The organism is Amorphus sp. MBR-141 (assembly GCF_053628695.1).
The window spans coordinates 305,029-317,615 of sequence record NZ_JBRJGW010000004.1; the positions used below are offsets into that span (position 1 = coordinate 305,029).

The 12,587-nt window shown below is 68.9% G+C and carries 12 protein-coding genes; 6 read left to right on the forward strand and 6 right to left on the reverse strand.

Annotated features, from left to right (window positions below; translation table 11 throughout):
* Positions 1–5 precede the first annotated feature (5 nt).
* The 3 genes from ACSSVZ_RS07985 to ACSSVZ_RS07995 all read right to left on the reverse strand — a co-directional run bounded on the left by ACSSVZ_RS07985 (position 6) and on the right by ACSSVZ_RS07995 (position 3,403).
* Positions 6–581 carry a hypothetical protein gene (locus ACSSVZ_RS07985; RefSeq protein ID WP_453969266.1) on the reverse strand — a complete coding sequence of 192 codons (576 nt, stop codon included), beginning with the start codon at positions 579–581 and terminating at the stop codon, positions 6–8.
* Complete coding sequence (locus tag ACSSVZ_RS07990; RefSeq protein ID WP_453969268.1) at positions 578–2,095, reverse strand: tripartite tricarboxylate transporter permease; 1,518 nt, start codon at positions 2,093–2,095, stop codon at positions 578–580. The genes ACSSVZ_RS07985 and ACSSVZ_RS07990 overlap by 4 nt, the downstream gene beginning before the upstream one ends.
* Positions 2,096–2,359: 264 nt before the next feature.
* Positions 2,360–3,403 carry a zinc ABC transporter substrate-binding protein gene (locus ACSSVZ_RS07995; protein ID WP_453969269.1) on the reverse strand — a complete coding sequence of 348 codons (1,044 nt, stop codon included), beginning with the start codon at positions 3,401–3,403 and terminating at the stop codon, positions 2,360–2,362.
* Between the two features lie 217 nt (positions 3,404–3,620).
* Between ACSSVZ_RS07995 and ACSSVZ_RS08000 the strand changes: the two genes are divergently transcribed.
* The 3 genes from ACSSVZ_RS08000 to ACSSVZ_RS08010 are packed head-to-tail and all read left to right on the forward strand — an operon-like array spanning position 3,621 to position 6,147.
* On the forward strand, positions 3,621–4,373 hold the full coding sequence (locus ACSSVZ_RS08000; protein WP_453969270.1) for an ATP-binding cassette domain-containing protein: 753 nt from the start codon (positions 3,621–3,623) through the stop codon (positions 4,371–4,373).
* Positions 4,363–5,163 carry an iron chelate uptake ABC transporter family permease subunit gene (locus ACSSVZ_RS08005; protein WP_453969271.1) on the forward strand — a complete coding sequence of 267 codons (801 nt, stop codon included), beginning with the start codon at positions 4,363–4,365 and terminating at the stop codon, positions 5,161–5,163. Before ACSSVZ_RS08000 ends, ACSSVZ_RS08005 begins: the two co-directional genes overlap by 11 nt.
* Before the next feature lie 36 nt (positions 5,164–5,199).
* Complete coding sequence (locus tag ACSSVZ_RS08010; RefSeq protein WP_453969272.1) at positions 5,200–6,147, forward strand: D-2-hydroxyacid dehydrogenase family protein; 948 nt, start codon at positions 5,200–5,202, stop codon at positions 6,145–6,147.
* Positions 6,148–6,158: 11 nt separating this feature from the next.
* Here ACSSVZ_RS08010 and ACSSVZ_RS08015 read toward each other — a convergent pair whose 3' ends face one another.
* Positions 6,159–7,166, reverse strand: a complete 1,008-nt coding sequence (locus ACSSVZ_RS08015; RefSeq protein WP_453969273.1) for an LLM class flavin-dependent oxidoreductase — start codon at positions 7,164–7,166, stop codon at positions 6,159–6,161.
* 167 nt (positions 7,167–7,333) lie between these two features.
* On the opposite strand from ACSSVZ_RS08015, the gene ACSSVZ_RS08020 reads away from it, so the two are divergent.
* Positions 7,334–7,921 (forward strand): TetR/AcrR family transcriptional regulator, encoded by a 588-nt coding sequence (locus tag ACSSVZ_RS08020; protein WP_453969274.1) that lies wholly within the window; start codon positions 7,334–7,336, stop codon positions 7,919–7,921.
* Between the two features lie 93 nt (positions 7,922–8,014).
* Entirely contained in the window at positions 8,015–9,115 is a 1,101-nt protein-coding gene (locus ACSSVZ_RS08025; protein WP_453969275.1) for an alkene reductase, read from the forward strand.
* 124 nt (positions 9,116–9,239) lie between these two features.
* On the opposite strand, the gene ACSSVZ_RS08030 is transcribed toward ACSSVZ_RS08025, so the two are convergent.
* Together ACSSVZ_RS08030 and ACSSVZ_RS08035 are read right to left on the reverse strand one after the other, a co-directional pair.
* A complete protein-coding gene (locus tag ACSSVZ_RS08030; RefSeq protein ID WP_453969276.1) occupies positions 9,240–10,418 on the reverse strand; it encodes a class II histone deacetylase in 1,179 nt (392 codons plus the stop codon).
* A 99-nt stretch (positions 10,419–10,517) separates the two neighbouring features.
* Positions 10,518–11,579: a class I SAM-dependent methyltransferase gene (locus ACSSVZ_RS08035; protein WP_453969277.1), complete on the reverse strand. Its 1,062-nt coding sequence runs from the start codon at positions 11,577–11,579 to the stop codon at positions 10,518–10,520.
* Between the two features lie 271 nt (positions 11,580–11,850).
* On the opposite strand from ACSSVZ_RS08035, the gene ACSSVZ_RS08040 reads away from it, so the two are divergent.
* On the forward strand, positions 11,851–12,447 hold the full coding sequence (locus tag ACSSVZ_RS08040) for a TetR/AcrR family transcriptional regulator (RefSeq protein WP_453969278.1): 597 nt from the start codon (positions 11,851–11,853) through the stop codon (positions 12,445–12,447).
* Positions 12,448–12,587: the final 140 nt, after the last annotated feature.

Genomic DNA, 12,587 nt, shown 5'->3' on the forward strand with positions numbered 1-12,587 from the left:
CCGGTTCACCAGAGGCCGAAGCCCAGGTCGAAGAGGCCCTGCTTCATGTCGATCCGCAGCCAGACGTAGAAGAGCCCGTAGACGCACAGGGTGAAAATGGCCGACAGCGCGAAGGCGCGGACGGCACCGAAGTGGCCGGTGATCGTCAGGTAGCCGAAGGTGAAGACGAACATCGTCGGGATCGGCCCGATCAGGAAGAACAGCCCGATCGCGCAGGCCACCACGACGAGGGCGAGGAGCTCGCGGGCGAAACTGCCCGGTCGTGGCCCGCGGCTCTGCCCGGCCGCCACGAACTGCTTCTGCTTGGCTTCCGCCAGGTCGGTGCGCAGGTGCTCCGGCAGGCCCTCTTCGTCGCCGGTCGCCCGCCGCGAGATCAGCTCCATCAGATCGACCTGCATCGACGCCTCGGAGCGCAGGTTCTGCAGGATGATTTGGGCGGTCATCAGCACGATGCCGATGCCGGCGATGATGTTCGGCACCATGCTGGCGCGAGCGCCGTAGTTCCTCGTCTCGATCAGCACGGCGACGAACAGCAGCAGGATCAGCCCCGCGACGATGTTCTCCTGGATGCGGCGGCTCATGACGCGCTCCCGTGGCTGGCGTGCGCGATCTTCTTCAGCTCCTTGTCGCGTTTCCAGTTCCGGTAGAACGGCCAGACCGTCGTGAGGATGATCAGCGCCAGCATCGCCAGCGCCACCGGCCGCTTGAAGATGAACCAGTCGCCGTAGAGCGCGACGGAGATGTGCAGGTTGCGCTCGATGAGCAGGGCGAGGACCATGCCGATGACGAAGTTGGCCCGCGAGTAGCGGTACTTGTCCATCACGTAGCCGATGATGCCGAATACGCCGGCGACGACCACGTCCGCCACTTCCCGCCGGTCCGAGTAGGCGCCGATCACGCACACGGCCAGCACCAGCGGGATGATGACATTGGGGTTGAGCGTCGGAACCCGGGCCAGCAGCGGCGTCAGGATGATGGCGAAGATGCCGGTGACGATGCTGGCGATCGCGACGATCCACACCAGCGTGTAGACGAGGTCGAGGTTCTGGGTGAGCATCTGCGGGCCCGGTACCACGCCCAGCCCGACAAAGGCGATCAGCAGGATCGCCATGCCTTCGCCGCCCGGAATGCCGAGCGCCAGCGTCGGCAGCAGGCCGCCGCCCTCGTTGGCGCCGAGCGAGGCGTCCGGCGCGATCACGCCCTCGACGTTGCCCTTGCCGAACGTCTCCGGGTGTTTGGAGGTCCGGAGCGCCTGGGCGTAGGTGGCGATGGAGCCGACGCTCTGGCCGATGCCCGGCAGCACGCCGATCCACAGGCCGAGCAGACTGGAGCGGATCACCAGCCCCCAGTGGCGGCAGGCATCGCCCACCCCCTGCCAGACGCTGCTGTTCTCCGCGGTGACGGTCCGCTCGATCAGCGCGCCGCCCTTGACCATCAGCTTCATCATTTCGGAGATGGCGAACAGGCCGATCATCGCCACCGGGAACGAGATCCCGTCCATCAGCGTGACGCTGTCGAAGGTGAAGCGCGGCGTTGCGGTGACGACGTCCATGCCGATGAGCGCGGTGAGCACGCCCAGGCAGGCCGCCGTCATGCCCTTCAAGAGCGAGCCTTCCGAGAAGGTCGCGATGATCGTCAGGCCCCACAGCGCGAGCATCAGGTACTCGGCCGGGCCGAGGGCCATCATCACCGGCCGGGTGATCGGGATCGAGATCGCCAGGAAAACGGCGCCGAACACGCCGCCCAGCAGCGCGGCCATGGCGGAGGCGCCCAGCGCGCGGCTCGCTTCGCCGCGCTGGGTCATCGGGTAGCCGTCGAAGATGAGGGCGACGCTCTTGGCGGCACCCGGAACCCGGAACAGGATGCTGGTGGCCGAGGAGCCCCAAATGGTGGCGATGTGCGCGCCGATCAGCAGCGACATGGCGGCCGCGAAATCCATGCCCCAGGTGAACGGCAGCAGCAGCGCCATGGCGACGATGCCGCCAAGCCCCGGGAGCAGGCCGATGATGATGCCGTAGACGATGCCGACCACCGTGAACAACACGACCGTCGGTGTCCCGAGTGCAACGAGACCGGCCCATGCGGCATCGAGCATTCCGTATCCTCCCCTGCACCGCGGTTCTTTCCGCGGTCGAACGCTTGGTGGTTTGCCGATCGTCGTTGCGGCCGGCGGCCCTTTTTCGGGCTCCATCGTGCAAACGTTCGCACTACCGTATTACGGTAGTACACCCCGAGTCAATCGACGCGCTGAAGTCGCCGAATGGCGCAGGAATCCTGATGTTCTGGGAGTTTCGCGGACGGCGCAAACGGAAACGCCCGCCGGACGGATCCGGCGGACGTCGGGCAGGCGAGGAGGGCCTCAGTGCAGGCAGGCGACCAGGTTGTCGGCAAGCTGCGTCAGCAGGGCGGGATAGAGCGCCGCTCCGGGCTCGAGGTTGATGCCCAGCGGGTCGAGGGTGGCCACCCGTGCGTCGGTGCCTTCGACGATGGTGGCGACCAGCGTCGGCTTGAACTGCGGTTCGGTGAACACGCAGACCGCATCGAGCTTGCGGATGGTGTTGCGAACCTCTTCGACCCGCGCGGGTCCCGGCTTGGAGGCATCGCTGAGCGACACTGCGCCGGCGGCTTCGATGTCGAAGCGGTTCTCGAAGTAGTGGTAGGCATCGTGGAACACCACGAACGGAGCACCGCGGACCGGGGCAAGCTTCGCCTCGAGCTTGATCGTCAGGGCTTCGAGCTCGCTCTGGCCCTCGGCGGCGTTGCGGCGGTAGGTCTCGGCATTGGCGGGATCCGCCTTCGCCAGTTCGCCGGCCATGGCGGCGAGCCAGGCCTTGCCGTTTTCGGGATCGAGCCAGGCGTGCGGATCGACACCGTGATGGTCGTGTCCATGCGCCGCGTCGTGGTCATCGTCGTGATCGTGGCCGTCGGTCTCTGCCGCGTGCTCGTGCGCGTGATCCTCCTCGGCATGACCCTCCGGCTCTCCGTCCGCATGCGCCTCGTGCCCGTCTTCGTCATGATGATGGGCCTCGAACGTCGCGCCTTCGCGGAACGCCAGATGGACGGTGCCCGGAGCCTCCAGCAGCTCCACGGCCTCGGCTTTGGTGGCCAGCGTGTCGATCGCCCGGTCGAGCCAGGGCGTGAGCTCCGGGCCGACCCAGAACACCACGTCGGCGTCGGCCAGCGAGGCGGCTTCCGAGGGGCGCATGGCATAGCCGTGCGGCGAGGCGCCCGGCGGCAGGATCTGGGTCGGTTCGCCGACGCCCTGCATGACGCGGGCCGCGAGCGCCTGCACAGGGCCGATGTCGGTGACGACAACAGGCCCCGCGAAAGCCGGTGCGCTCAGGGCGACACCCGCGACGGCGCCGAAAAGGGCCGCCGAAACGCCCAGTCGTGAAAGTCCCATGCGTCAGTCCTCTCTGCATTTCAGGATCAGGGCCGCCTTGCCGGGCAAGGCGACGAAATGTAATAATATAACATAACCTATGCCCCGGTGGTGCCGCGCTTGTCCAGTCCCCTCCCGCAGATTTCGCATCCGCCGCGTGGACCGCTCGTCCGCAATGTGGGATCAGAGGCGGCCGGACGCGGCGGGTGGGCGCGGCCGGCGGACAAGCGGAGTGTGCATGGGCCTGATTGAGGCGGTCGGAATGGGTGTCGATCTGGGCGGCAGGGAAATCCTGCGCGCGATCGATTTCTCCATCGTGCCAGGCGAGATCGTCACCGTGGTCGGTCCCAACGGATCGGGCAAGTCGACGTTCGTGCGGGCCCTGGTGGGCGCGATCGCCCCGACCCGGGGCCTCGTCCGGCGCCAGCCCGGGCTGGTCATCGGCTACGTGCCGCAGCGCCTTTCCCTCGACGCGACCATGCCGATCACCGTGGCGCGCTTCCTCAACCTCCCCGTCCGCCGGCGTCGCGACGACATCGGCCGGATGCTCGAGCACGTCGGGGTCAGCGGACTGGAGGGACAGCAGATGAGCGCGCTCTCCGGCGGCCAGTTCCAGCGCGTGCTGCTCGCCCGGGCGCTGCTGTCGAAACCGCAGATCCTGATCCTCGACGAACCCACCCAGAGCCTCGACCAGCCCGGCACCGCGGCCTTCTACCGGCTCGTCGAGATGGTCCGGCAGGAGATCGGCTGCGCCGTCCTGATGGTCAGCCACGACCTGCACGTGGTGATGAGCGCCTCCGACCGCGTCCTGTGCATCAACGGACACATCTGCTGCGAGGGCACGCCGCTCGTCGTGTCGGCGGCGCCGGAATACCGGGCGCTGTTCGGCAGCGGCACCCATGGCGCGTTCGCGCTCTATCAGCACCAGCACGACCACGACCACACCCACACCCACGCCGACAGCGAGGACGCGGGCACCCATGCTGGATGATTTTCTCGTGCGCGCGGGGCTCGCCGGCGTCGGGCTGGCCGTCGCGGCGGGCCCGCTCGGCTGCTTCGTGGTCTGGCGGCGGATGGCCTATTTCGGCGATGCGACGGCGCACGCCGCCATCCTCGGCGTCGCGCTCTCCTTCGCCTTCTCGGTCTCGGTGTTCGCCGGCGTGCTGGTCGTCGCAGTCGCCATGGCGTTTGCGGTTTCCTCGCTCGCCGGCCGCACCTTCCAGATGGACACGCTGCTGGGCGTGGCCGCCCACGGCTCGCTGGCCGTCGGCCTCGTCGCCTTCGCGCTCACGGCGCAGGTCGGGCTCGATCTGGAGGCCTATCTGTTCGGCGAGATCCTGGCGGTGGGAAAGGCCGACCTGGCGGTGATCTGGGCCGGCTCCCTGGCGGTGCTGGCCCTGGTCGGCTGGCGCTGGTCGGCGCTGCTCACCTCCACCCTCGACCAGGACCTGGCCTCGGCCAGCGGGCTCAACCCGCGCCGCGAGCAGCTGATCCTGACGGTGGCGCTGGCGCTGCTGGTGGCGGTGGCGATCAAGGTGGTCGGAGCGCTGCTCATCACCGCGATGCTGATCATCCCGGCCGCCGCGGCCAGACCCTTCTCCCGCACGCCCGAGGTGATGGCGGTGCTGGCCGGCGCCATCGGCGGCCTTGCCGCCCTTGCCGGGCTCTACGCGTCCTATGTCTGGGACACGCCGACCGGCCCCACCATCGTCACCGCCGCGCTGGCGATGTTCTTCATCTCCGGCATGGCGACGCTGGTGCGCGGCCGGGATCGGTCCTGAAACGGGCCACGAAGTTCCACAGGTGAGGGAATCCGCATGACGAAAATTGCCATCCTCGACGACTACCAGAACGTGGCGCTCGACATGGCCGACTGGTCCGCCCTGTCCGAGGCGGAGATCACCGTTTTCGACCGCCACATCGAGGACGAGGCCGCGCTCGCCGCCGCGCTGCAGCCCTTCGACGTGATCGCCATCATGCGCGAACGCACGCCGTTTCCCCGCTCGCTGTTCGCCCGTCTGCCGGCGCTGAAGCTGCTGGTCACATCGGGCATGAAGAACGCCGCGGTCGACCTCGACGCGGCGCGGGACCATGGCGTCGCCGTCTGCGGGACGGCGTCGTCCGGGCACGCGACGGCCGAACTCTCCTTCCTGATGATCCTGTCGCTCGCCCGGAAGCTTCCCGAGCAGATGGCGTCGATGCGCGAAGGCGGCTGGCAGGTGGGGCTCGGCCGCGACCTGCGCGGGACCCGGCTGGGGCTGCTCGGCATGGGCCGGCTCGGCACCGAGATGGCGAAGTTCGGCACCGCGTTCGGGATGGACGTGGTGGGGTGGAGCCAGAACCTGACGCCCGAGGCGGCGGAGGCCGCCGGCGCGCGCTACGTGGAGAAGGCCGAGCTGTTCGCGACCTCCGATTTCGTCAGCGTGCACCTGCGCCTGTCGGACCGCACGCAGGGGATCGTCGGGCGCGAGGACATCGCCCGCATGAAGCCGGATGCCTGCCTGATCAACACCTCGCGCGGCGGCCTCGTCGACAACGACGCGCTGGTGGCCGCGCTCGAGGCGGGGCGCCTCGGCGGGGCGGCGCTCGACGTCTACGACCACGAGCCGCTGCCGGCCGACGACCCGCTCCGCTCGGTGCCGGGACTGCTGCTGACGCCGCACATCGGCTACGTCACCCGCGAATCCTACGAGGTCTTCTACCCCGAGACGGTCGAGGCCATCCGCGCCTGGCTCGATGGCAAGCCGGTGCGCGTGCTGGCCTGATTGCTTCGGCGCTACTCGGCAGCCGACGCCATCCCGAGCGACCGCATCGCCTCGGCGGCGATCTCGAACGACCGCAGCCGCTTGTCGTGGGCGTGGATCTGGCCGGCGAGGATGACCTCGTCCGGAGCGTAGTGGCCGATCAGCGTCTTGAGCCGTGTCTTGACGCTCTCCGGTCCGCCGAACGCCGTGCAGGCGAGTGCTTCCGACACCATCGGAATGATGCGCGGGTCGAGCGTCTCCTCGACGTTCTCCACCGGGCGCGGCAGCGGTCCCGGGTTGCCGGTGCGCAGGTTGGCGAAGGCCTGCTGCATCGACGACATCAGGTATCGGCCTTCCGCATCGTCGGCGCCGGCAAAGACGTTGATCGCCAGCATGAAATAGGGTCGGGCCAGGTATTTCGACGGTCGGAAGGTGGTGCGGTAGACCTCGATCGCCTGGGAGAGGGCGGCCGGCGCGAAGTGCGAGGCGAACGCGTAGGGCAGGCCCAGATGGGCGGCGAGCTGCGCCCCGAACGTGCTGGAGCCGAGGATCCACACCGGCACGTGGGTGCCGACGCCGGGGATCGCCCGCACCCGGGTCGCCGGGTCGGCATCGTCGAAATAGTCCATCAGTTCGACCACGTCCTGGGGGAACGTGTCGCCGCCGCCGAGATTGCGGCGCAGCGCCCGGGCGGTCGCCATGTCGGTGCCCGGCGCCCGGCCGAGGCCCAGGTCGATGCGGTCGGGGAACAGCGTCGCCAGCGTGCCGAACGCCTCGGCGACCATCAGCGGCGCGTGGTTCGGCAGCATGACGCCGCCGGAGCCGACGCGGATGGTCGAGGTGGCGGCGGCGACCTGGCCGATCAGCACGGCGGTGGCGGCGCTGGCGATGCCGGCCATGTTGTGGTGCTCGGCCAGCCAGTAGCGGTTGTAGCCGAGCTGTTCGGCGTGGCGGGCGAGATCGACTGTGTTCCGCAGCGAATCGGCGGCGGTCCCGCCTTCGGGAATCGGGGACAGGTCGAGCAGGGAATAGGGGATCATCGAAGCCTCACGCGTTCGCTCAGCCCGCTTGTCCGGTCGCGAGGTGCCGCTCCGGAGATCGCACAGGCCGGTCTCGATCGTACAGTTGGGGTGGAGGCGGCCGTCCGGCGACCCCCGGGATGCACTTGGCGTTGATTTCGGGACCGAACGGTCCATATTGTCAAGCCATGGAAGCAATCCGCACCAGACCCCGGCCCGGCCCAGGACGCCCTCGCGCCTACGACGAGCGCGCCGCCCTCGACGCCGCCCTGCAGGTCTTCTGGACCAAGGGGTTCGAGGCGACGACCCTCGACGAGCTGACCGCCGCCATGGGTCTCAGCCGGTCGAGCTTCTATGCGGGGTTCGGGTCCAAGGAGAAGGTGCTGCTCGCCGCCCTCACGGCCTATTCCGATGCCGGCCTTGCCGCCCTCGCCGACCTCGCGCGCAAGCCGGACGGTGCGGCGGTGCCGGCCATGCTGTCGGCGCTCGCCGATCCGAAGGGCGGGCCGCGCGGCTGCATGCTGGTGAACTGCATCGCCGAACTCGCGCCCCACAACGAGGAGGTCCGCGAAGTGGGGCGGCGCCATCTCGATCGGATCGAGCGGCTGTTTGCCGAGGCGCTCTCGCCGTCGGATCCCGACTCCGCCGTTGGCCGCGCGCGGGCCCTGTCGGCCCTCGCCATCGGCACGCTAACGTTGCGCAAGTCCGGGCTGCCGCCCGAGGCGATCTCCGCCGCGCTGGACGAAGCCCGCTCGCTGATCGACCCGCCTGCCTGATTGCCCCTTCTCCAACACCTTTTCGTACCTATTTTTGGACCAGACAGTCCTGAATTCATCTCCCAGGACCGCACGAAACCGGAGCCGCCTCCCATGACCACCCCGAAGCTCTTCACCCCGCTCAAGGCGGGTGCCATCGACCTCAAGAACCGCATCGTGATGGCGCCGCTGACGCGCAACCGCGCCCGCGCCGAGGACGACGCGCCCTACGACATGCACGTCGAGTACTACGCCCAGCGCGCCGGCGCCGGTCTGATCGTGACCGAGGCCACGCAGATCAGTCGGGAAGGCAAGGGCTACGCCTTTACGCCGGGCATCTACAGCGCCGCCCAGGTCGCCGGCTGGCGGGCCGTCACCGACGCCGTCCACGCCAGGGGCGGGCGGATCGTCCTGCAGATGTGGCACGTGGGCCGCATCTCCCACACCGTACTGCAGCCGGACGGCCAGGCGCCTGTGGCGCCGTCCGCGATCGGCGCGAAGAGCAAGACCTTCGACGGCAAGGGGTTCGTGGAGACCTCCGAGCCCCGGGCGCTCGAGCTGTCCGAGATCCCGCGGGTGATCGACGACTATCGCAAGGCCGCCAGGAACGCCGTGGACGCCGGCTTCGACGGGGTCGAGATCCACGCCGCCAACGGCTACCTGATCGACCAGTTTCTGCGCGACGGCGCCAACCAGCGCTCCGATGCCTACGGCGGCTCCATCGAGAACCGCACGCGCTTCATGCGCGAGGTGGTGGAGGCGGTGACCGAGGTGTGGGGCGCCGGCCGCGTCGGCATTCGCCTCAGCCCGTTCTCCGCCGCCAACAACCTCGCCGATTCAGATCCGATGCCGCTGTTCGAGCGCGCGGTGGACATCCTGAACGGCTTCGGGCTCGCCTATCTCCACATGGTGGAAGGCCAGACCGGCGGGTCGCGCGAGCTGGACGAGGGCCTGTCCATCGAGGCGCTGCGGGCCCGCTTCGACGGCGTCTACATGGCCAACAACGGCTACGACCGGCAGATGGCCATAGACGCGGTGGAGAGCGGCAAGGCCGACCTGATCGCCTTCGGCCGGCCCTATATCGCCAACCCCGACCTTGCCGAGCGGCTGGAGAAGGATGCCCCGCTCAACACCCTCGACCCCGACACGCTCTATGGCGGCGGTCGCAAGGGCTACACCGACTATCCGGCCCTCGCCGAGACCCAGGCCGCCTGAGGCCGCCCGGACACGGACCTCGTTCCCCCTCCGCGAGGTCCGCCCGATCGGGACCGTTCCTCCATTCCAGTCCCGGTCGAAAAGGGGCCGGCTGCGCTTTGCGCGGCCGGCCTTCTTTTGTTCATCACGCGGCGTCTTGCCGCCCGCTGGGGCTTTTGCCGGCCGATTGCGGAACGCACGCCGCGTGTCGAGCACGAACGGGCGCCACGTCGAGGATGCGGCCCAGGGCCTCGATCCGAACGGCCTGGTGGAGCTGCAGGTCCTGTCCGCCGATGTCGGCATACCAGGCGAGAAGCGGGTCCTGCACGGCCGTGCGGATGCCCGACAGCTCCTCCATCACGGCGAGGGCGCAATAGGGCGCGTAGCTCGGCGAATAGCCGCCTTCCTGGCAGAACAGAACCCGTCCGCCGGCATGGCTGTCGGCAATCTCCCGCACCGCCTTCGTCATCTCGCGGAACGTCTCGCTGGTACAGAGCATCCTGCCGAACGGATCGCCGATCGCCGCATCGAAACCGCAGGCGACGATGATGAATTCGGGCCGAAACGCCGCCAGAGCTGGCAGCACGATCTCGTCGAACGCAGCGAGATAGGCGCCGTGTCCGGAGCCCGGCGGCAGCGGCAGGTTGAGATTGGACCCGAAGCCCTCTCCCGTGCCGCGCTCGTCGACGCCGCCGCTGTCGGCCGGATAGTAGCCCTCCTGATGGAGCGACACGGTCAGCACGCTCCGCTCGCCGTAGAAGGCCTTCTGGGCTCCGTTGCCGTGATGGACGTCCCAGTCGACGATCGCGATCCGCTCGATCCCATGAACCGCCTGCAGATGCCGCGCGGCGAGCACCGCGTTCGAGAACACACAGTAGCCCCGGCCACGGTCCCGCTCGGCGTGATGGCCGCGCGGCCGCACGAGCGCATAGGCGTTGCGGACGTCGCCCCGCATGATCCGGTCGGCGGCTTCGATGCAGCCGCCGGCCGCAAGGCGCGCGACGGGGAGGCTCGAGCTCGAGACCGACGCGCTGTCGCCGGCATCGCCGCCGCCGGTTGCCGCGAGCGCGGAGAGCCGGTCGAGATAGGCGCTGGAATGGGCGCGCAGGAGCTCGGTCTCGCTGGCCTGCCTGGGTGCGATCGGCGCGAGGCTGGAGGCAAGCCCGCTGGCCTGGAGAAGGCTCCAGATGCGGCGCTTGGACTCCCGCCCGTCGGCGGAGGAAAAGGGGGCGTTCCAGACGTTTGCCGACGCGGGCGTCGGGTCGTAGCGCGCGAAGCGCTCGTCCCAGACCAGTCCCGTGCGACCGCCTTGCGGGGGCATCATCGTGTGTCTCCCATCGAATGAAGAGCCGCTCGCCTCTGGAAGAGACGCCGCCCGCGTCATCAGGCGCGGGCGGGTCTTCCGGGTCTGCGGCGCGGGCCGCTATCTTCGGGCCTCGATCACCATGTTGAAGGGCGTCGCGAACGTCCGGCGGACCTTCGACAGCCCCGCCTGTTCGCAAATGGCGGCGATCGCGCGGGCTCCCGCCTGGGCGCCGAGCACGTGCGTGCCCTTTTCCGAGATCGCGTGGGCGCAGCAGAGCGTCGTGGAGGCCGCATAGTAGAGGCGTCCCACCGGATTGAAGTTGTCCTCGGCGCGGTCTCCCGCAAACGGCTCGATCAGCATGACGGTGCCGCCCGGGGCGAGCGTCTCGGCCGCGTGAGCCACGGCGTCGACCGGGAAGCCCATGTCGTGCACGCAATCGAAGAAGCAAACGAGATCGTAGCCGCGGTCGGGATAGGAGCGGGCGTCGCCGACCTCGAAGTGCACGCGGTCGCCAAGGCCGGCCTCCTCGGCCAGGGCCTGCGCGGCGGCGATCGAGCCGGCATGGGCATCGACGCCGAAGAAGCGCGAATTCGGGAACGCCTCGGCCATCAGCACGGTCGAATGCCCGTGGCCGCAGCCGACGTCGATCACCGTGATGCCGGCCTCCAGCCGCTCCACGACGCCATCGAGCGACGGGAGCCAGTCGGAGATCAGGTTCGCCTTGTAGGAGTTGCGGAAGAACGAGGCGCAGCCGCAATACAAGCGCTCGTCGTGATCGCCCCATGCGATGCCGCCACCGGTCCTGATGGCGTCCGCTGCGCGTGGCGCATCCTGCCAGAGCGAGGCGACGACCTCCCAGGCGTGCGGCACGAAGACGGCACTGTCGTCGTCGGCGAAGATCTGTTCCTGCTCCGGCGTCAACTCGTAGGTGGCGTCCGCGCGGTGATAGGCGACGTAGCCGCCGGCGGCCTGGGCGTTCAGCCATTCGCGGACGTAACGTTCGGCGCAGCCGCTGCGGCGCGCCACATCGCTCGCGGTCAGAGGACCGGCGCCGGCCATGGCCTTGTAGAGGCCGAGCCGGCTGCCGATGGAAACCATCACCCCCGCGTAGCCGGCGGAGAGGTCGGAAATCGCCTGCGCGGTCAGCGCCGCGAGGCGGTCGTGGTTGAGAGCGTTCATCCTGTTTCTCCCTGTGATCGCCGGACGCGCCGATCGGCGCCCCGGCATGTATGCAGCGCGACCATGCGCGGCGGGCGCCTTCACAACGAGTGCGTGCAAGGCCAGGAACGGGCCATTTGTGCCATTCGCGGACAGCCGGCGAAGCCTGGGAGTGGACGGATCCTCCCGGCGGCTTCGCTCGGAGCCGATCTGGACAATCGGAAATTTAAGCGTACATTGGTGTGTAGTGAAAAAATCAGAAGGCGTCAATATGGATGCACGGCCAAGTGCAGTGAAATCCAAAACGCGGCCCTACAGGTTGAAAAAGCGGGCGGAGCGGCAGGCCGAAACGCGGCAGCGCATCGTCGATGCCGCAATCGGTCTCCATGCGACCGTCGGCCCCGCCTTCACAACGCTGAGCATGGTGGCGGAGCGCGCAGGCGTTCAGCGCCATACGCTCTATGCCCACTTCCCCGACGAACGCAGTCTGCTGCTGGTCTGCTCGAGCACCGCGCTCGAACGGGATCCGCTGCCGGACCCGGGGCCGTGGAGGGCCTTGTCCGGCCGTGACCAGCGTCTGCGGGCAGGGCTCGGGGCGATCTACGCCTGGTACAGCCGCAACGAGGGGCAGGCGGCGTGCGTGCTCCGCGACGCGGAATCGCACGAGCTGACGCGGGAGATCGTCGCGCAGCGGATGGGGCCGCTGTTCGCCGCCTTTCACCAGGTCCTGGGGGAGGGGCTGGATCCCACCGGTCAGGCGATGCTCGGGCTGGCGCTCAGCTTCCACACGTGGCGCAGCCTGGTGAAAGAGGGCGGACTCGCGCCCGAGGCAGCGGTGGACGCGATGATCCAGGCGATCGGGTCGGCGCCGCGCGACGCGGCGGGTTGACGGGCGGGCGCGGCGCACGGGGGGCGCAGGGGTTCTGCAACGCGAAAATGCGCGTTGACCCTCGCCACAACGGGTGAGAGAACAGTCGCCATCCGTGTCATTCTGCATCGGAACAACGGCAATGCCGGATGATGGTCGCC